The following is a 19367-nucleotide window of genomic DNA, read 5'->3' as shown; positions in this document are numbered from 1 at the left end:
ATGAAGTGTAGTGAGATCCAGGAATTATTTGGAGTCTATTGGGATTTGCCGAATGATGACCTGCGTCGTGCAGCAGTAGATAAGCATTTAGAAACATGCGATGCCTGTAAAGAGGAATTTCAAATATGGGAAGAGAGCATGATTCTGATCCGCACTGCTGCAACTGACGAGGAACTGACGGACTTTGAGCCTCTAGTCTCCACGAAAGTAATGAGCCGAATTTACGAGGATGAATCATGGCGAATTCCAGTTTCCGAACGGATGTATTCGATTTCCTATAAATTAAGACGGAATTTGACGGCGGTTATTGCTTTTTGTCTAGCTCTTTTTGTATTTAGTTTTTTATTTGCCATCGTATATGATGGTTCTCCACAGTCAACATTGGCTTCCGCGGACAATTCACTTTACGATCTTGAAGCACCACAAGCGTTAAAAATTAGCGGCACAGAATCTTTGAATGGACATAAGTTGGGTGATGCCGTAGCCAGTCTGAATCCTAGTTTCATGGAACCTTTGCGTTTTCATGTTGGACCGATCCATTCGTACCCCCATTACTTATTAGTCGTATCGCTTCTTGGATTAGTAGCAACCATTATTATCATGAATTGGTTATCAAGAACGAAAACTTAATGCTCCTGGTGGAGCATTTTGCATTTCTAGCGCGGGAGGTAAAAGAATGACAACGATAGGGTTTATACGCCACGGAAGCACAGAGTGGAATCGATTARGCAAGCTGCAAGGACAGTTGGATACAGACTTAACGGACGAAGGCAGAGAGCAAGCAAGATTACTTGGGCTGCGTCTGTCTCAAGAAAGTTGGGATGGCATCATTAGCAGTGACTTGAAGCGTGCGAATGAAACCGCACAAATTATTTCCACACTGTCTGGCATCCCTCTATTGCGCACAGATAAACGCTTAAGAGAGCGTAAATATGGGTTAGTCGAAGGAACTACTGTCGCTGAACGTGAAGAGCGCTGGGGGGCCGATTGGAAGCTTCAGGATTTGGGTCAAGAGTCGGACAGCGATCTCTGGGCAAGATGGCTGGAGCTTGAAACAGAGATTTTGAATCTCTACCCTGATAAGAACATCTTGCTCATCTCTCATGGAGGTTTTATTGTTCAAGTGCTTCGTGTTTTGAAATTGAATCAAGAGGAGTTCCTGCAGAATACCTCGTTGACCTTGTTGTTGCGACAAAGTGATCAATGGGAGCTTCAATTGTATAATTGTTTAACCCATTTGCAAACGACCTCGGAAACGATGGTATGAAAGTAAACATGACTCGATAGAGTCATGTTTTTTTGTTTGTTACGGAATATTTTCGGGAAAAAATCCCATAATGGTTACTAGAAACATCGGAGTAGAATGCTCYGCCAGATGGGAGATGTAGGATGGAAATGAACCTAGCGGATATGCTCAGCTATGCCGATATCCATGAATTAGGCCGAATTGCACATACCTACGAGTGTGAGTGCAATGGTCATTCTAAGAATGAGTTGATTCAATCGATCCTGAGTACGGCCATGCGCAAAGACATATTCGAAAAACACATTCAAAGTCTTAGTTTGGAAAATATTCGCTTCCTCAACTCCTTGCTTTCGGATCCTCGCAATTCGTTTAGTATGGAGGAACTCATCGCTAGAGCCCAGCAGTCACGCTTTCAGAAAGAAGAGTCACCTGGAGATTGGAATCCAAGGGATATGATCTTGAAATTCAAAAAATTAGGATGGMTGTTTAACGGACACTCCCAACAGACCAAATACCTTTTTCATGTTCCAGCGGATTTAAAGCGAAGATTTAGTGATGCGTTAGCGAAACAATTTAAGCAAGAATTAATGAAAACAGATGAACCAACGGTATATCGTGATGAACAATCACTTCTAGTCGACGACATATTTCATTTCTTAACCGCGATTGCTMAGCAAGAAATGCCATTAACAGCAGAAGGTTTTATGTACAAAAGACAACTGGGTCAGCTCCTCAGTATCTTATCTGTTCAAGAAGGATTGGTAACAAAGGGAACATGGCGATTCGGTTACGGACGAATGTTCAAGGAATACCCGAATAGATTTTCACTAATCTATGACTATTGCTATTACCACCAACTGATCAGTGAGCATGACCTGGTGCTTCGCCTTACAGAAGCAGGAAAGGCACGATTACTGGAAGGGAAGAAAGAAACAGTAACGGATGTGTACACATTTTGGCTAAGGCTCTACAAAAATCCGATTCCGAATCTGCAAGGTATATCKGTTTGGTTGGATCGGCTTTGTGAGCAATGGGTGACGATGGCTTCGATTGTAGATTTGTTTAGTAAATTAGTTAAACCATTTTACTATGATAGTTCAGCATCCATTGTCGAGCAGCGAATCATACAAATGATGATGCACATGGGTTTGATCCGGATAGGTGAAGATCACACGTATGGAGCAGTTATTCAGGTCACTAAGCTAGGTTCTAAAGTGATTCGAGGAATTAGTCTTGCAGAGGAAGATAAAGTGGTACTCTTCTGATCTAGGTATTAACACATTCCCGTTCAAACGGGCTTTTGAATGAAGCGTTGAAATAGCTAGTGAATATGATGTAATAGGAGCATAACAACGGGTTGGCGTACACCATAATGCAGACATATATTTTTGCGAAAAAGAAGCTCCTGACAAACCGCGGACAACATTTGGAGGTAGGTCTCATGGGAAAAATGAATGTATCTAACGATGCGCTGCTGGCACTTTTCGCGGAAATGATTTGGGATAATGCCTTACGCAAATATAGAGAAGAAAATCTTTATAAGGAAATCGATAGCGCTCTTGCTAAAGGCGATCAGACATCCTTTTTGGCGCTAACGTCTGAATTAAGGATTTTACAATCACTAGGGTAATCATTAGCTGCGCATGAGTAAGTAAACATGAAGACATGAGGATACCAATCCCATGTCTTTTTTGTCTGTGTATACTAAGTATATAAGGAAGACTGAATACTTGATTGACAGGTAGGTGATGACAGATTAAAGTACTTAGTACAAGTTGAGCTTGCGCTACATAGCGGATGTTCTTTTGGTAAAAGATAGGGAGGCGCTACACCTTGAAGTTTAATGAAATTGTTGCACAAGAATGGACGGAATTGAAGCCCTACTTGGATACGTGTCTTCTGCCTGTTACGGGGTTGACAGGGATTGAGGATCCGATGCAAGTGACTGCCGTGTTAGAGCGGCTCCGTGATGTCATGGAAATTATCGAGATTCCTTACAAAGGCAGAGTTGTCACTTATCCAGCTCTTCATTACATAGCAGATACGGGTGCAAGTGAGCAAGTGGAGACCATCGTACATCAATTGAAGAAAAGTGGATTTCGTTACATAATCGTAATAACCTTGCATCCGGAAGCAATTCACTGGCAATCAGCCGAAACTGATTTGTTGATCGTTGTCGATAAAGAGCAATGGGTGCAGCAATCAGAGGCAATTCGATCAGGTATTTCCAAACAAGTTCAGCAACTTTGGTACCCTGCCTGAGTAACTTTGGTGAAGTCGTGTATTAATGGAAAAAAAATGCGCAAGATAAGGGTAGTAATGGATGAATGTGGCTTGCAAAAAGTTGTGACAATTTCGTTAAAATTTGTCCGAAAGCGAAGATTTCAATCCAATAAAAGGAGTTATGAATTCTTGACGACCTAGTAGACGTAGGCTATTATTAGAAATGTCCTAGTTATGTAGTGTAATGTCGAACGACACGTGATAGAGGTAGCTGATGTCCGAGAGGGTTCGGACTTCGGCCAATGTAGGAGGGTAGACCTGAGAATGAGTGATCATAACAATCACAATGAAGAACAGCATGGGAAGAAACCCGGGACCAAACGCGAAATGTCTCGTCGACAATTTCTTTCTTATACCCTTGGTGGCGCTGGTGGATTCATGGGGGCCGGCATTATCATACCGATGATTCGGTTTGCCGTTGATCCTGTCCTTCAGCCAAAAGCAGCATCGGACTGGGTTAAAGTTGTCGAAGAAAGTAAAATTACGAATGTCCCACAAGCGTTTACGTTCCAAGTCCATCAGGTAGATGGCTGGTACGAAAGTGATGCTGAACTCGTAGCATGGATTTCCAAGGACAGTAAAGGTGCTCTATTCGCGTTAAATCCGACGTGTAAGCATCTCGGCTGTACGGTTAACTGGAACGATAACCCTGCTTACAAAGATCAGTATTTCTGTCCATGTCATGGTGCGCATTATACGCAAGACGGCAAGAACCTTGCTGTAGCACCTAAACCGCTAGACGAATACACAACAAAAGTAGAGAATGGTTTCGTGTATGTTGGACAACTGCATGYTAACACTAGAGTATAAGGGGGCGTCACGATCAGATGTTTAAAAACGTATACAACTGGATTGACGAACGTCTTGATATTACGCCTATGTGGAGAGATGTAGCGGATCACGAGGTGCCAGAACACGTTAACCCTGCTCATCACTTTTCCGCATTCGTCTATTGTTTTGGCGGATTGACGTTTTTCATCACAGTAATTCAAATTTTGTCAGGTATGTTCCTTACTATGTATTACACACCTGATATTATCAATGCTTATGCAAGTGTTGATTACCTACAACATAAAGTAGCTTTCGGTGTTATCGTCAGAGGTATGCACCACTGGGGAGCTAGTTTAGTTATCGTAATGATGTTCTTACATACCCTGCGCGTGTTCTTCACAGGATCTTACAAAGCTCCACGTGAAATGAACTGGGTAGTAGGCATGCTCATTTTCTTCGTTATGTTAGGTCTTGGTTTTACGGGATACCTGCTTCCATGGGATAACAAAGCTTACTTTGCAACACAAGTAGGTATGAAAATTGCAGCATCGGTACCATTCGCTGGACCGTACATCGAAACATTGCTGCAAGGCGGAAGCATTGTTGGTGCACAAACACTAACACGGTTCTTTGCTATTCATGTGTTCTTCCTGCCTGGCGTTCTGCTCGCTTTGCTTGCCGGACACTTCTTCATGATTCGCAAACAAGGTATTTCCGGACCGCTATAATTTAGGGAGGGGCGAATAGCGTGGCGCATGGTCATAAGTCTGATGAAAAAATCGTTTACGTAGGGGATTCCCGCGTAATTAAGAAAACGCAAGAACAACGACTGATTCCTAGAGATTACTCTGCTTACCCAGGTAAATCAGAAGCCTTCATTCCAAACTTCTTGTTGAAAGAATGGATGGTTGGTGTCGTTGTCTTGGTCGGTATGCTAGTTCTAGTTATGTCCGACCCAGCTCCGTTAGGTTATCCTGCGGATCCGAAGAACACAGCATTTATTCCGATGCCTGACTGGTATTTCTTGTTCATGTATCAATTGCTGAAATACCCTTATACATCGGGTGATTATGTAGTTCTTGGAGCGGTTGTAGTACCAGGTTTACTTTTCGGCGGATTATTACTGGCTCCATTCTTGGATACAGGTAAAGAACGTCGCTTCTACAGAAGACCAATTGCTTCAAGCCTAATGATTTTATCTTTGATCGCTTGTACATACCTAACGTACACATCTTGGTCTCACTATCAAGTTGAGCTTAAAGAGAAAAACATCATTCCAGAGCACATCAAGCGTGAAGAAGAAATGCACGCTAACAAAGGTGGAGCAGCTGGCCAGGGTGCGAAGAAGGAAACGAAAAAAGCAGCTGCAATTGTTGCTGCTGATGACCCAGGTGCTGCGATTTATGCAAAAGCAACTTGCTTAGCATGTCACGGTGCACAGCTTAAAGGAATGCCAGCTTCTGGTGTACCCGCTTTGTTAGGTGTAGGCGATGGACACACGAAAGATGACATTATGGGCATTATCAAAAATGGTAAAGGCAACATGCCTGCTATGTATAAGCCTAATATCGATAAAGGCTTAACAGATGCCGATATTGATAAATTAGCTGAGTGGTTATCGAAACAAAAAACTCAATAAAATGTGAACCTGGTCGCGAAAGTGATCAGGTTTTTTTTGGAAATTTTAGATGGTCTACATATTGAACTTGATTCTAAAGGAGGGGCCAACTTGTCCGTTTCCTATTGGTGGAGCAGAGACTTCTTACTGAGTAAGAGAATGCTATGGTTGCTTTTTATAACCAATTTACTAGGTACCGTATATGGCTATGAGTGGTATTGGCTTCAAATGGTAGACACCATTGCGGAGAATCCGGTATGGTATGTGTTTTTTGTACCGGATAGTCCGACTGCAAGTTTATTTTTCACTCTTTCTGTTGGTTACTTGATTGTCGATCGGTCCCTTACCAAACCAACGAGTAAGCTGTATAGGGCTATTCGCGGCTTTGTTGAGGCTTTTGGGCTTATCACATCATTTAAATATGGGATCTGGGCAGTTACGATGATTTGGGCAGGTGCTTGGCATGGGGCAGCTGTTGGTTGGGATGGATGGATGCTGACCGCGTCTCATTTGGCAATGGCTGTGGAAGCGCTGTTATTTGTTCGTTGGTTTTCATTCCGCTTGCCTGCTATTGTACTGGTGGCAATTTGGACATTTTGGAACGATTTCATGGACTATGAAAGAGGAGTTTTCCCAAGACTCCAACGCGAGTTGCATCCCTATTTGGGAACGATTCAATTCTTCACGGTATGTTTGAGTATCATTGGAATCTGGATTGCGATTACGTGTTTAATGGTAAGAGAGAAAAAAATGTTGAAAGCGAATACCTGATGGTCTAAAGTGGGACGAACCTCCATATGATGATGGTGAAGGAGGGGATGTCCCATGTTTTTCGATAGAGCGATAAGAGGGATAGCGGTGACGATCTTACTCGGCCTTGTTCTTTGTTTACTTGCAGCTTGCGGTACCACTCAACATACAGTTGGACAAGCTAGTAAACCTATAGACCCAGTTCAAGTAGAGCGGATTTCGTTTTTAAATCAGATTGCCGAAGAAATGTATACATTTACGATGTCTGGACAAGTTGCTGAGGCTAGAAATAAGTTGATTCAATTATCAGATCAAATTCCGAAAATTTCATTTGAAGGAATTACGTCCATTGAGGGATTGAATGCTTTGACTGCAACCGTCACAGATGCGAAACGAGTGTATAATGCGGTCAATTACTCACCAACTGATGGACAAGTAGCTGTTGCCAAAATCCGTCTAGCAACAGATGCGCTTTCTCATAAGAACCAGCCGATGTGGCTGCAATACTATAAGGTTCTGCAAAATGATAGTCAAATGCTAAGTCAGCAAGTTAAGGCTAATAAACAGCAAGAAGCAATAGAAGAATATGGTAAGTTATCACAACATATCGCCATTATTCATCCCTCGTTAATCATTAGTCGTGATCCATCATCCATTGAGAAGTTAGATTCTTTAATCGCCTTCCTTCGTACAAATGTGAATACGAAACCAATGCCTATTAGACCGCTAGAAGCTGGAATCGTGAATTTGAACCAAGTGCTGGATGAAATCTTTATGAAACATAAAGATGCACTGGCCTATGTGCCTCTCACGGACCCGTATCATCCCATCATCTGGTMACTGAGTATAGGCGTTATTATAATTGGTGTTTTATCCTATGTTGGTTGGCAAATGTACCAATCTGGTCGACATATCGTTCCCGTTAGGCAAACAAAGGAAAGCGAAAATAGATAAGAAAAAGTGGATTAAGCAAGCTCGGTTGAGCTGTTTAACCCACTTTTTCTTATTTTTATTCAACTAACAAATCAATTTGTTTTAAAGCCCTCACCGATGACCTCATGAACATCCCCAACAATGATGAAAGCACGTGGATCAACGGCGTGAATTAACTCTCGTAATTGTCTTGTCTCATGCCGGTAAACGACACAATAAACGACTTCCTTCGTGTTTCCAGAATAGGCACCTCGTGCTGGGAAGAGCGTTACTCCGCGATCAAGTACTTTGGTGATAGATTCTGCTAGTACACTGGGCTGCTCACTAATGATCGTAAACGCTTTGGCTGCATAGGCGCCTTCTGATATGTAATCAATAATCCGTGAAGTGACGAATACGGCTACTAGTGAATAGAGCACCTTTTCTTTGGGGAGATAAATGAAAGAAGAGCCAATAACGACGACATCAATGATAAGGATGACTTGTCCGACACTCCAGCCTCTCTTTTTATGACCAATGCGAGCTAATATATCAGAACCACCTGTTGTTCCACCGAATCGAAATACAAGCCCAAGACCCGTGCCTAGTGTGATCCCAGCATAAAGGGTTGCTAGAAAATAGTCTTGTGTAGTATGAAAAGGTACTAACCACCCCATATGAATTAGCCATTCCATCACCCATAGAAACAATGAAAGGCAAATGACGCCGAAAATCGTATACAGCATGGGACCCTTACCAAAATTCCGCCAGCCTAAGTAAAATAAAGGAATATTAAATACGAGGGTGGAGATGGAGGGGGGCACATTAAGCACGTATTTGAGCAAAAGAGATATGCCTGTTAATCCGCCTTCCATTAGCTCATTCGATATGACAAAATAATGCAAACCAAACGCATAAATCGCTGTTCCAATCAAGATTCCCAACACATTGAGAAATTGATCTTGGAACCTTTCTTTAAATATCATCTGAATTCCTCCATGCCTAAAATGATTGCCTTGTCTAACAAAAAATTTGTCAACTTTTCTCGTTTAGTTTAACATAAGGAGGATAACCTTTGTGAAGAGGATAGAAAGAAGGATGCCAATGTCAGAACGTACACTTAAAGACCTGCAACAAGAGGTTGATACTTATATTTCCCAGTTCAAGGAAGGATATTTCAGTCCTCTTTCTATGCTGGCTAGAATGTCTGAAGAAGTTGGTGAATTAGCTCGTGAGGTGAATCATTCTTACGGTGAAAAACCCAAAAAAAGTACAGAAGGGGACAATTCAATCGAGTTGGAGCTTGGTGATATTTTATTCATTACGATCTGCTTTGCGAATTCACTTGGCATTAATCTGACCGAAGCGCATGATAAAATCATGCATAAATTCAATACCCGTGATGCAGGGCGTTGGACTAAAATAAACACCGAAACGAATTGACCTTCATAAACTAAACCATCCCCATGAATCGGGAAAACCGTTAATGGCAAAGGAGGATGGGCAGATGAATGGAGAAAAGCAAATACAAAAAGCATACGAATCCATACTTGGGCATGATTTTGAAAAGGCCATTGAATGGTTTGAAAAAGCAATAGCTGAAGAACCAAACAATGCTGTCTATCATCACAAACTTTCCATTACTTTTGCGAGAAGTAATAAGMTAATCAAAGCGGTGGAACATGCATCAAAAGCGATTGATCTAGATCCAGCGAATGAGGCATTTCGCTTTCATTTGCAAGTGTTGAATGCACGTGAGCTTGTCGAACAAGCCAGAAGGCAGCTTACGAATCCGTCTGCTCATCCGGAGCGCGCTATATTTCTGCTAAAAGAAGCGATAGTGCTTGATCCGCTAGCCATTGAAGCGTATCTTATTCTAGGTGAAGCCTTCGCCATGCGTAAGGATTATACCAGAGCTTTACAAACCGTAATGGAGGCTGTACGTCTAGAACCGAATAATGAGCTTGCAAAGCAGCATGCCACGATCTACAAGGTCAAAATGGAAACAGAGATTGGCCCGAAACATAGATAAAGGAGATCATCACAATATGGAGCGTAGAATTCGAGTAGCAGTTATCGGAGCAAGTGGAAGAATGGGGCGGGAGGTCGTCAAGACCGTTCTGCGTGAGTCAGATATGGAGTTAGTAGCAGGAGTAAGTCGTACCTCCGGCCCCATTGATCTTGGAAGAATGGTTGGTATGGATGACTGCGGGATTTTAATGGGTAACGACATCGAAAAGGTTTTAACCCAATCCAAACCAGATGTGTTAGTTGATTTTACAGGACCGCAAACGGCGGTTTCACATACCAATCTTGCAATTCGCTTAGGGATTCGTCCCGTGATGGGAACAACGGGATTCACCCCTCAAGCTATTGCTGATTTGGACATGCTATGCCGAGACAATAATATTGGTGGATTAATTGCACCAAATTTCTCCATTGGAGCTATTCTCATGATGAGGTTCGCTGCTCAAGCTTCGAAATATTTCCCGCATCTGGAAATTATCGAATATCACGGTGATCAAAAGCTGGATGCCCCTTCCGGAACAGCTGTCAAAACCGCGGAGCTCATTTCAGAAGTTCGTGAAGAAATTAAACAAGGTAATCCGAAAGAAGAAGAAACAATTGAAGGTTCCCGCGGTGGGTATTACAATGGATTCAGAATACATAGTGTGCGTCTGCCAGGTGTATTTGCACAACAAGAAGTTATTATGGCCGAGCAAGGTCAAGCGCTTAAAATTCGACATGACTCTTATGATCGTGCAGCTTATATGCCAGGTGTAGCGATAGCGGTTCGTAAAGTTATGACCTATACCGGAATGATTTATGGTTTTGAGCATTTTATAGATTAGAGACCCCTAGGAGAGTGGAAGTCAGATGTTAAGCATTGCACTTATTGCCCATGATCGAAAAAAAGATGAGATGGTGAATTTCGTAACGGCTTATGAGCATGTTTTCGAGGGTCACAAACTATATGCAACGGGCACGACAGGCACGAGAATCATGGCAAATACGAAATTGAATATTCATCGATTTATGTCAGGGCCACTTGGTGGCGATCAGCAGATTGGGGCGCTGGTTGCAGAAAATGAGATGGATTTGATCATCTTCTTGCGTGATCCATTGATGGCTCAACCACACGAGCCTGATATTATCGCTCTGCTTCGTTTGTGCGATGTGCAGGGAATTCCTTGCGCTACGAATATTGCGACTGCTGAGTTGCTTGTAAGAGCGTTGGATCGTGGGGATTTTGCTTGGCGAGAACTCGTACATAAATATAAGCCKGGTATTGAATAAGATGAGTGAACAATTAGATATTCTTATATTTGGTGCCCATGCAGACGACGCTGAAATTGGGATGGGCGCAACCATTGCCAAGCATACTCAGCGTAGACTTCGTGTTGGACTTTGTGAATTGACCTATGCCGAAATGTCCTCAAATGGGACGGTGGAAATTAGACTAGAAGAAGCCGCGGAAGCAGCGAAAATACTAGGGTTAGCTGCACGTACGAATTTGGGGTTGCCAGATCGAGGATTATTTGTCACGGCAGATCATATCGAACGGATTACACAAGTCATCAGGAAGTATCGACCACGCATTGTGTTCGCACCGTATTKGGAAGATCGTCACCCAGATCATATTGCATGTTCAAAGCTTGTGCAGGAAGCTGTTTTTAATGCGAAGCTGCGTAAATATTTGCCAGACACAGAAGCTGTGAATGTGGAGCAACTACTTTTTTATTTTATAAATGATGTGTATGAAGCTGATGTAATCATAGATGTAACAAATACTTATGATATCAAAATGGCAGCACTGCGTGCGTACCGGTCACAATTTGTAACAGGTACAGGTACCGTTGCGACGCCACTCAATCAAGGTTATGTCGAACGTGTAGAAGCTCGTGATCGACTCATGGGTCAGAAGCGTCAACTGACGTACGCGGAAGGGTTCGTTTCCAAACTCCCCTTGGTGATTGAACATTTTGATTGATCGGAAAGAGGTGTGAGAAATGAAAGACAAATTAAAAATTGGTATTACGTGTTACCCAACACTTGGCGGATCAGGTGTAGTAGCGACTGAGCTTGGAAAGCTGCTAGCTGAAAAAGGGCACGAGGTTCACTTTATTACACATAGCATGCCGTTTCGATTAGGCAAATTTCATAAAAATATTTATTATCATGAAGTGGAAGTTAGCCAATATTATGTCTTCCGTTATCCGCCATATGATTTATCGCTCGCAAGTAAGTTAGCTCAGGTTGCCAAAATGGAAGAGCTTGATTTGCTCCACGTGCATTATGCGATTCCGCATGCCGTTTGTGCATTGCTTGCAAAGCAAATGGTAGGTTCGAATCTCAAGGTTGTGACTACGCTTCACGGAACAGACATTACTGTATTAGGGCAAGATCAATCGATTTCGGATCTTATCCGTTATGCCATCAATGAAAGTGATGCTGTAACGGCAGTTTCCAAGGATCTCATCAAAGAAACACGGGAATTGCTAGCCATTGATCGTGATATTGATTTGACTTATAACTTTGTAGATAAACGGGTGTATTACCCGCGAGATATATCGAAGCTAAGAGGCGAATTCGCACGGCCAGATGAGAAAATCCTAATTCATATTTCCAATTTCCGACCAGTGAAACGCGTCCAGGATGTTGTGGATATTTTCGCAAAAGTCAGCAAAGAAGTGCCGTCCCGACTTCTTTTCGTTGGGGAAGGACCAGATCTTTCGAAAATGATTTCGAAGGTGAAGGAAATGGGTCTCACGGATAAAGTTACGTTCTGCGGTAAGCAGGATGATGTGGCTCAAGTCATTTCACTCGCAGACCTCATGCTGCTTCCTTCTGAGAAAGAAAGCTTCGGACTTGTAGCACTTGAAGCTATGGCTTGCGGTGTGCCAACAATTGGATCCAATGCAGGTGGAATTCCTGAGTTGATTACTCATGGTGAAACTGGGTTTCTAGCCGAAGTCGGTGATACGGAGCAAATGGCCGACTATGCGATTAATCTGTTGAAAAATCAAGTGATGTATGAACAAATGGCACAGAATTGTTTGAACCGTGCGCGGTATACGTTCTGTAACGATATTACAACTGTTCAATACGAGGAGATTTACTATCGCGTTTTAGGACGGGAACTCCCTGAATCACATCGCATTTCAGCATCTTCGTGTCAATAAGGATGCTAACTGGATAGGAGAATTAAGTTGGATGCAGGTAAGGGAATGAATGATCCAGGTGCTTCGGAGGTATTAACGACGCTCATGGAAGCTGGTTATGAGGCCTATTATGTCGGTGGCTGTGTACGTGATGCTGTACTGGAACGACCAATCAAAGACATTGATATCGCCACCTCTGCGCTGCCAGAGCAGGTTATTGAAATTTTTCAGAGGACGGTGCCAACAGGACTCCAACACGGCACTGTAACCGTTCTGATAGCTCAAGGAGCCTATGAGGTAACGACCTTCCGTAAGGAGGCAGCGTACGAAGGTTTTCGTCGTCCTGCCTCTGTTGCCTATATTTCGGATTTAACCGAGGATTTAAGGCGGAGGGATTTCACGATGAACGCGATGGCTATGGATGTAGCTGGTGTTCTGCAGGATCCTTATGATGGGCAAGCGGATTTGGCCGCTGGCGTGCTCCGCTGCGTAGGTATTGCGGAAGAGCGCTTTGGCGAAGATGCGCTGCGCATGCTTCGCTGTATTCGTTTCGCCTCGACCTACGGTCTAGAGATCGAGGCTAGCACTTGGCAAGCGCTGCTGGCGAATGCCCCATTGCTGCGCCATATCGCGATGGAGCGCGTGCGCAGCGAGCTGCAGCGCATGGTTGAAGGCCCAGCCCCTGCGCGGGCTGTCCGGCTACTGCTGGCGAGCGKCCTGCTGGCGTACCTCAAAAAGCAGCTTCCGCTGCCTTTTGAAGCCTGGCTCGCCTGGGACGACGCGCTGGACGCTGTCAGCGCGCTGGAGGGGCAGCATGACCGCTGGGCAATGCTGCTGATGCTTCTGGAGGTGCCAGCGGACATCGTCCGCGCGGCGCTCCAGGAGCTGACGTTCTCCCGCGCCGATGGCGCAGCGGTCGCGGAAGTTCTTGCCCTGCGCGAGGCTGTTGCCGCGCAGGCCCAGGCGGATGACCTGGCTCCGCTGGAGCGGGTCTGGAAGCTTGGCGCGGTGCGCCGCGGCGAAGCCGCAGCCCGCGCGTTATTGCGGCTGCTGCGCGAGCTGCCGCCGGTGGAGGGGAAGCGCGGTGGTTTGGCGCGCTTCTTGGTTGAGACGGCGCCGGAGTTATTGAGGCGCGGGGAGGATTGGCTGAAGGAGGTCCCTTGCTTCAGCCTGAAGGAACTCGCCATATCCGGCCAGGATGTGGCGGCGGCCCTTGATCGGCAGCCCGGCCCATGGATGGGCAGGCTGCTGCTGGATCTGCTCGAGCGAGCGGCTCTCGGGGAAATCCCGAATGAGCGCGAGGCTCTGATTTACGCCGCGCAGGCTGCGAAGTAGCAGCGCTGTGCGGTTTTTCTTTTGAGTGGCGGATAGGGAAGCCATTGCTTTTACTTTCGATCACTTGTACTCACGAAGTTGAATAACTGTAAAAACTACATTTAATTTTCGTGATTGTTGCTTAGAATTGTATTTAACTGGAGAACCTCCAGTTAAATAGTGCCTTCCAAGTGAAAAAGCAAGAATTCCTCGGAATTAACTACATTAAATCCAGCTAATCCTGATTTGGGCGCTTTTTTACTCAAAATACCTACATGAAATCCAGTTATTTGAAAAAGTTGGTGGTTGTGTGGTAGCTAGTTTGGGTAAAAGTATCTTATAAGCATAAGGTAGCTAGTAAGTCGAGTTGGAGGTATCTTGTAGTTCATGAAGTAGCTAGTAAGTCGCGTTATAGGTATCTTGCAAGGATAAAGTAGCTAGTTAGTCGAATTAGATGTACCTTGTACACATGAATTAGCTAGTTAGTCGAATTAGATGTACCTTGTACGCATGAATTAGCTAGTTAGTCGAATTAGATGTACCTTGTACACATGAACTAGCTAGTTTATCGAGTTAGAACTATTAAATTAATATTAGAAATCAAGCGCACACCTGCGCTGCTATAGATCAAACTATAAGATTGCGAGTGAAATCGTATGAATGAACGAATTTTAGAGCTTTTTGAGGAAACTCCTGAAACTTATGTATCCGGAGCAGAAATCAGTCGGCGTTTAGGTGTGAGCCGTACTGCGATCTGGAAGCACATCGAGGAACTTCGTGCAGAGGGCTACGCTTTTGAAGCGGCTTCACGCAAAGGGTATCGTTTAATAAGTAAGCCAGCGAAGTGGCAGGTCAGTGAGTTATTGAATGGCATGAAAACGAAAGTGCTTGGTCAAAAAGTACACATTTATGATGAAGTAGATTCTACTCAAACGATTGCACATAAGCTGGTCGCGTCTGGAGCACCTGAGGGCACGATTGTGCTCGCAGAGAGGCAGACAGCAGGTAGAGGCCGAATGGGGCGCAGCTGGCATTCTCCATCGGGTAAGGGGATCTGGCTGAGTCTTATTCTTACACCGCGTATTCCTGTATACTTCATGCCGCAGCTAACTCTGCTTAGTGCAGTTGCTCTATGTCGTGCCATTCAGAAAGTATGCCAAGTTGAAATTGGCATCAAATGGCCTAATGATCTTCTTATACATGGGAAGAAAGTTAGTGGTATTTTGCTGGAAAGCAGTGGCGAGGACGAGCGCTTAAAGTATGTGATTGCGGGGATTGGCATCAGCGTCAATTTGTTAGAAGAGGATTATCCGGAAGAACTGCGCTCGATTGCAACTTCTTTAGCGATTGAGTCCGGCGGAAAAGTTTCACGCGAGGGATTAGTACAAGCTTTTCTTTTGGAATTCGAGGATATGTATGCCCTTTATATGGAAAAGGGATTTGCCCCAATTCGTTTATTATGGGAAGCCTTAAGTGTCACGCTGAAGAGACCGATTCGGACATCAACACCATCAGGCTTTATTGAAGGTATCGCAGATTCGTTGGATGATACAGGTGCTTTGACGGTGATAACCCCGAATGGTGAACGGGTTAAAATTTATTCCGGAGACATTGAACTGAAGTAGTGGGAGATAAAGGGTATCCTCCAGAAGCAAGCTTTGGTATAATAGAAGCATAAGGCGGTATCCTTATAGGAACTGCACTTGTAAGTTGATCTGGCAATTGAACCGAAATAACTGAAACAAGATGTTGGATTCTGCTCTGAGCCTTATAGGACCGAGACAGAGGGATCATTGATTCTTTCTGCATGCGTTCCTTTTAGCTCTTAGCTAAAAGGTTTTTTATTTTATATGAGGAAGCTGGGATTACTGTGGAACAACGTAAAGCGCTAACGACTGCAAAGATGAGAAAAATGAAGCAAGACGGCGTACCGATTACGATGGTAACGGCCTACGATTATCCTTCAGCACGGTTGTCGGAAGAAGCAGGTATTGATGTCATTCTAGTTGGAGATTCACTAGGGAATGTAGTGTTAGGGTATGATTCTACACTGCCTGTTACTCTGGATGATATGGTTTATCATACACGTGCTGCTGTACGTGGAGCCGCGAATACGTTTGTCGTCGCTGATATGCCATTCTTAACGTACCACGGCAGCTTGGACGCCACTTTACAAGGTGTTGGACGTTTGATGCGTGAAGGCGGCGCTAAGGCGGTTAAATTGGAAGGTGGCGCAGAGATCGCTGCCACGGTCAAAGCGATTACGGAAGCAGGCGTTCCAGTCGTTGGCCATTTAGGGCTAACGCCGCAGTCGGTTCACCAACTTGGAGGCTTTCGTGTGCAAGGACGCAGCTCGGAGCAAGCGGAGAAGCTGTTGAGTGATGCCAAGGCGATTGAAGAAGCAGGTGCGTTCGCGGTTGTTCTGGAACTGGTGACGGATGAATTAGCGGCATGGATCACGAAGCAGCTGTCCATTCCCACAATTGGCATAGGCTCTGGTGTGCATTGTGATGGGCAAGTGCTTGTGTATCATGATTTGCTGCAGTATGGTTCTGACAGTGCTCCCAGAAAGTTTGTTAAAGCCTATGCAAATATCGGGGAAACTATCCGTGCAGGGATTGGCGAATATGTGAAAGAAGTGAAAGCGCGGACGTTCCCAGCGCAAGAAAATACATTTCATATGGACAACGATGTTGTTCAATATCTATACGGCGATAAGGAGTGATTGGTCATGGAAGCAATCCACACCATGGAAGTGGTTCAGACAATTGCCGATTTAAGAGCTCGAATTAAGGCGTATCGTCGCAAGAACGATCAGTCGGTTGGCTTCGTGCCGACAATGGGATTTTTACATGATGGACATGCGAGTCTTCTCCAAAAAGCTCGTTCACAAAGTGGATTAGTTGTATTGAGTATTTTTGTGAATCCGTTGCAGTTCGGTCCTGGTGAAGATTTTGAACGTTATCCCCGCAATGCGGAGAATGATTTGGCAGTAGCTGAGGCGTCAGGTGTGGATATCGTATTTATGCCTTCCGTAGATGAGATGTACCCAACACCAACACGCACCACGGTGAGTGTGTCAGAGGTCACAACGAGACTCTGCGGGGCTTCACGACCTGGTCATTTTGATGGCGTAGCAACAGTAGTTAGCAAGCTGTTTCATATTGTGCAGCCTGATCAAGCTTTCTTCGGTTTGAAGGATGCTCAACAAGTCGCAGTTATCGAGCAGATGGTTCTGGATTTAAATTTACCCGTAGAAATCGTGCCTTGCCCGACCTTACGTGAGAACGATGGCTTGGCGATGAGCTCGCGTAATGTGTATCTATCTCCAGAAGAACGCCAGCAAGCGTTGGTATTGTCTCAGTCCTTACAGAAAGCGAAGACATTTATCGAAAGCAAGTCAACATCCTCTTTTACATCCCAAGAGCTAGAAATCTTAGTCCGAGATCATATTCAAACGGCGCCACTCGCCGTTATAGATTACGCTGAAGTATTGTCCTACCCAACTTTAGAGCCTTTTGAACATAGCCATTCTATTACTACTCTTATTATTGCGCTGGCTGTGAAGTTTGGGAAAACACGTTTAATTGATAATCTTATTCTACAAGTMAGGAAGTGACGTCTTATGTTTCGCACAATGATGAAAGCGAAGATTCACCGCGCCACGGTTACAGAGGCGAATTTAAACTATATCGGCAGTATCACGATCGATGAGGATTTAATTGATCTTGTAGATATGCTGCCAAATGAGAAAGTGCAAATCGTGAATAACAACAACGGTGCACGTCTGGAGACGTATATTATTCCTGGGCCACGCGGCACAGGTGTGATATGTCTGAATGGTGCGGCAGCTAGACTCGTTCAAACAGGTGATACTATTATTATTGTTTCTTACGCCATGATGAGCGACGAAGAAGCGAAAAAGCATCATCCAACGATTGCCATTATGGGAGCAAACAACACCGTTGCCCAATTGCTGAAGGAAGAAGAACATTCAACTGTTCTCTAAAGATTTACGGCGGAACCACTAGCATGCATGAAAACGTCTTTGTTTACAAAGAATGAGGGTAAGCTTTCGAAGCAAAGGTGGGGATGCCAAATGTTTAAGCATTTATTTTCCACAATGAATGAGGTTTTGGAAGAAATTCAGAAGGAATATCCGAACAGCGATGTGGAGAAAAAGGCCGAACTAGACGAACAATTGCAAGTGTTAAAAACGATGAGCGATGAATTCATCGAGGCGTGGCTGCTTTTTGAGGAGAAGCTGGGAAAGTTTTATGGGGCGGTGCCGATCAGCCATACACAAATCTTACATGATGAACTGATGGAGCTCGACATGTCCGGTAAGCAAACTGAAGAATTCATGCGCGGACAAGGGTATTATAAGTTGTACATGTATGATCAAGCGATTAAAGAATTCGAGGTGCTGATTCAGCGGCAGCCAGATTTCTTATTAGCGCGAGTGTATTTAGCGATGGGTCATTTGCGTAAAGGGGAGTTTGGCGATGCGTATCAGCACTTCAAATTCCTCTTGCCATTGACGAAAAATTCAAAGATGAAAGCTATTTCTTATAACGCGATGGGTTGTATTCAAGTGCAAAATCAGAACCTAGAGAAAGCTTTCGAATATTTTCAAAAAGCCTATCATACCGACCCCTCTTGTATGGAGCCGCTAATCAATCTCGATGAGTCCTAAACCAAAACGGTAAAACAAGGTATTCCCTTTTCCTAATCAGATTTGGTATGCTAGGAGAAGTGTAGGACGAAGGGATTGAAGATAGACGTTATGAAATTTGCAGTTTTGGATTTTGAAACGACAGGAAGTCAGCCTGGKGACGAAATTATACAGGTTGGACTCGTCATCATAGATCAATTTGAAATTACAAACAGGTATACTTCTCTGGTGAACCCAGGGATTAGTATACCTTCTTCGATTACAACTTTAACAGGGATTACCAATGAGATGGTTGAGGATGCACCATCACTCGATCAGGTGATGTCAGACATGTTTCCACTCTTGTTTGATTGTGTGCTTGTCGCGCATCAAGCAGCGTTTGACTTATCATTTCTGCAGCGAGGACTAACAAGAACTGGCTATCCTCCTTTCTCGGGTCGTGTCCTGGACACCATGGATATGCTGCGTATTTTATTTCCGTCCATTTCTAGTCTACAGCTTAGTATGGTGGCGGCGTTGTTTGGTATTGATCATGAAAGGCCACACCAAGCTGATAGTGATGCGGAAGTTACGGCATTGATTTGGATCCATTGCTTGGATCGTTTACTGGGATTGCCTCTCTTAACGGTACAGCGG

General features: G+C 44.2%; 24 protein-coding genes. 23 read left to right on the top strand and 1 reads right to left on the bottom strand.

Going from position 1 to position 19367, the window contains the following annotated elements; genetic code table 11:
• The 10 genes from AC1DLM_RS28945 (at window position 1) to AC1DLM_RS28900 (ending at window position 7622) form a co-directional block, all read left to right on the top strand.
• Window positions 1–630, top strand: coding sequence for an anti-sigma factor family protein (locus AC1DLM_RS28945; protein ID WP_441986759.1), 630 nt, complete (start codon window positions 1–3; stop codon window positions 628–630).
• Window positions 631–676: 46 nt separating this feature from the next.
• Window positions 677–1267 carry a histidine phosphatase family protein gene (locus tag AC1DLM_RS28940; RefSeq protein ID WP_477571906.1) on the top strand — a complete coding sequence of 197 codons (591 nt, stop codon included), beginning with the start codon at window positions 677–679 and terminating at the stop codon, window positions 1265–1267.
• A gap of 128 nt (window positions 1268–1395) precedes the next feature.
• Complete coding sequence (locus AC1DLM_RS28935; RefSeq protein WP_477571914.1) at window positions 1396–2511, top strand: hypothetical protein; 1116 nt, start codon at window positions 1396–1398, stop codon at window positions 2509–2511.
• A gap of 176 nt (window positions 2512–2687) precedes the next feature.
• A complete protein-coding gene (locus AC1DLM_RS28930) occupies window positions 2688–2876 on the top strand; it encodes an IDEAL domain-containing protein (protein ID WP_056616951.1) in 189 nt (62 codons plus the stop codon).
• A 203-nt stretch (window positions 2877–3079) separates the two neighbouring features.
• Complete coding sequence (locus tag AC1DLM_RS28925) at window positions 3080–3508, top strand: DUF2487 family protein (RefSeq protein WP_441986757.1); 429 nt, start codon at window positions 3080–3082, stop codon at window positions 3506–3508.
• Between the two features lie 285 nt (window positions 3509–3793).
• Window positions 3794–4339, top strand: coding sequence for a Rieske (2Fe-2S) protein (locus AC1DLM_RS28920; protein WP_477571905.1), 546 nt, complete (start codon window positions 3794–3796; stop codon window positions 4337–4339).
• 17 nt (window positions 4340–4356) lie between these two features.
• The gene (gene qcrB / locus AC1DLM_RS28915) at window positions 4357–5028 is read left to right on the top strand and encodes a menaquinol-cytochrome c reductase cytochrome b subunit (protein WP_028554311.1); all 672 of its coding nucleotides are present in this window, start codon (window positions 4357–4359) and stop codon (window positions 5026–5028) included.
• Between the two features lie 20 nt (window positions 5029–5048).
• Window positions 5049–5939 (top strand): c-type cytochrome, encoded by an 891-nt coding sequence (locus AC1DLM_RS28910; RefSeq protein WP_477571904.1) that lies wholly within the window; start codon window positions 5049–5051, stop codon window positions 5937–5939.
• A 90-nt stretch (window positions 5940–6029) separates the two neighbouring features.
• Complete coding sequence (locus tag AC1DLM_RS28905) at window positions 6030–6689, top strand: DUF1405 domain-containing protein (RefSeq protein ID WP_477571903.1); 660 nt, start codon at window positions 6030–6032, stop codon at window positions 6687–6689.
• Between the two features lie 54 nt (window positions 6690–6743).
• Window positions 6744–7622, top strand: a complete 879-nt coding sequence (locus AC1DLM_RS28900) for a sporulation protein YpjB (protein WP_477571902.1) — start codon at window positions 6744–6746, stop codon at window positions 7620–7622.
• A 71-nt stretch (window positions 7623–7693) separates the two neighbouring features.
• Here AC1DLM_RS28900 and AC1DLM_RS28895 read toward each other — a convergent pair whose 3' ends face one another.
• Window positions 7694–8566 (bottom strand): YitT family protein, encoded by an 873-nt coding sequence (locus AC1DLM_RS28895; RefSeq protein WP_477571901.1) that lies wholly within the window; start codon window positions 8564–8566, stop codon window positions 7694–7696.
• 118 nt (window positions 8567–8684) lie between these two features.
• Here AC1DLM_RS28895 and AC1DLM_RS28890 point away from each other — a divergent pair, with 118 nt between their 5' ends.
• The 13 genes from AC1DLM_RS28890 to AC1DLM_RS28830 form a co-directional block, all read left to right on the top strand.
• Window positions 8685–9023: a nucleotide pyrophosphohydrolase gene (locus AC1DLM_RS28890; protein WP_477571913.1), complete on the top strand. Its 339-nt coding sequence runs from the start codon at window positions 8685–8687 to the stop codon at window positions 9021–9023.
• Between the two features lie 64 nt (window positions 9024–9087).
• Window positions 9088–9612 (top strand): tetratricopeptide repeat protein, encoded by a 525-nt coding sequence (locus AC1DLM_RS28885; protein ID WP_477571900.1) that lies wholly within the window; start codon window positions 9088–9090, stop codon window positions 9610–9612.
• 16 nt (window positions 9613–9628) lie between these two features.
• Entirely contained in the window at window positions 9629–10432 is an 804-nt protein-coding gene (dapB, locus tag AC1DLM_RS28880; RefSeq protein WP_171628797.1) for a 4-hydroxy-tetrahydrodipicolinate reductase, read from the top strand.
• A 25-nt stretch (window positions 10433–10457) separates the two neighbouring features.
• The gene (locus AC1DLM_RS28875; RefSeq protein ID WP_056614270.1) at window positions 10458–10877 is read left to right on the top strand and encodes a methylglyoxal synthase; all 420 of its coding nucleotides are present in this window, start codon (window positions 10458–10460) and stop codon (window positions 10875–10877) included.
• Between the two features lies 1 nt (window position 10878).
• Entirely contained in the window at window positions 10879–11571 is a 693-nt protein-coding gene (bshB1, locus tag AC1DLM_RS28870) for a bacillithiol biosynthesis deacetylase BshB1 (RefSeq protein WP_477571899.1), read from the top strand.
• A 19-nt stretch (window positions 11572–11590) separates the two neighbouring features.
• Entirely contained in the window at window positions 11591–12763 is a 1173-nt protein-coding gene (gene bshA / locus AC1DLM_RS28865; RefSeq protein WP_171628794.1) for an N-acetyl-alpha-D-glucosaminyl L-malate synthase BshA, read from the top strand.
• A 27-nt stretch (window positions 12764–12790) separates the two neighbouring features.
• Entirely contained in the window at window positions 12791–14077 is a 1287-nt protein-coding gene (locus tag AC1DLM_RS28860; RefSeq protein WP_477571898.1) for a CCA tRNA nucleotidyltransferase, read from the top strand.
• Between the two features lie 635 nt (window positions 14078–14712).
• Complete coding sequence (locus AC1DLM_RS28855) at window positions 14713–15681, top strand: biotin--[acetyl-CoA-carboxylase] ligase (protein WP_441986748.1); 969 nt, start codon at window positions 14713–14715, stop codon at window positions 15679–15681.
• A gap of 245 nt (window positions 15682–15926) precedes the next feature.
• Window positions 15927–16781, top strand: a complete 855-nt coding sequence (panB, locus tag AC1DLM_RS28850) for a 3-methyl-2-oxobutanoate hydroxymethyltransferase (protein WP_441986747.1) — start codon at window positions 15927–15929, stop codon at window positions 16779–16781.
• A gap of 24 nt (window positions 16782–16805) precedes the next feature.
• Window positions 16806–17675 (top strand): pantoate--beta-alanine ligase, encoded by an 870-nt coding sequence (gene panC, locus AC1DLM_RS28845; protein ID WP_477571912.1) that lies wholly within the window; start codon window positions 16806–16808, stop codon window positions 17673–17675.
• A 6-nt stretch (window positions 17676–17681) separates the two neighbouring features.
• Entirely contained in the window at window positions 17682–18065 is a 384-nt protein-coding gene (panD, locus tag AC1DLM_RS28840; protein ID WP_173110244.1) for an aspartate 1-decarboxylase, read from the top strand.
• A gap of 90 nt (window positions 18066–18155) precedes the next feature.
• Window positions 18156–18752, top strand: coding sequence for a tetratricopeptide repeat protein (locus AC1DLM_RS28835; RefSeq protein ID WP_477571897.1), 597 nt, complete (start codon window positions 18156–18158; stop codon window positions 18750–18752).
• A gap of 90 nt (window positions 18753–18842) precedes the next feature.
• The coding region (locus AC1DLM_RS28830; RefSeq protein ID WP_477571896.1) for a 3'-5' exonuclease at window positions 18843–19367 on the top strand (525 nt) is incomplete at its 3' end.

This window comes from Paenibacillus sp. 01T442, assembly GCF_056398345.1.
This window is presented reverse-complemented; position numbering and strand designations above follow the sequence as displayed.

Excerpts from the sequence above, each read along its gene's own strand:
- AC1DLM_RS28945 (WP_441986759.1), top strand. The coding sequence starts at position 1 with ATGAAGTGTAGTGAGATCCAGGAATTATTTGGAGTCTATTGGGATTTG.
- AC1DLM_RS28930 (WP_056616951.1), top strand. The coding sequence starts at position 2,688 with ATGGGAAAAATGAATGTATCTAACGATGCGCTGCTGGCACTTTTCGCG.
- qcrB (WP_028554311.1), top strand. The coding sequence starts at position 4,357 with ATGTTTAAAAACGTATACAACTGGATTGACGAACGTCTTGATATTACG.
- AC1DLM_RS28895 (WP_477571901.1), bottom strand. The coding sequence starts at position 8,566 with ATGATATTTAAAGAAAGGTTCCAAGATCAATTTCTCAATGTGTTGGGA.
- AC1DLM_RS28890 (WP_477571913.1), top strand. The coding sequence starts at position 8,685 with ATGTCAGAACGTACACTTAAAGACCTGCAACAAGAGGTTGATACTTAT.
- dapB (WP_171628797.1), top strand. The coding sequence starts at position 9,629 with ATGGAGCGTAGAATTCGAGTAGCAGTTATCGGAGCAAGTGGAAGAATG.
- bshA (WP_171628794.1), top strand. The coding sequence starts at position 11,591 with ATGAAAGACAAATTAAAAATTGGTATTACGTGTTACCCAACACTTGGC.
- AC1DLM_RS28855 (WP_441986748.1), top strand. The coding sequence starts at position 14,713 with ATGAATGAACGAATTTTAGAGCTTTTTGAGGAAACTCCTGAAACTTAT.
- panD (WP_173110244.1), top strand. The coding sequence starts at position 17,682 with ATGTTTCGCACAATGATGAAAGCGAAGATTCACCGCGCCACGGTTACA.
- AC1DLM_RS28835 (WP_477571897.1), top strand. The coding sequence starts at position 18,156 with ATGTTTAAGCATTTATTTTCCACAATGAATGAGGTTTTGGAAGAAATT.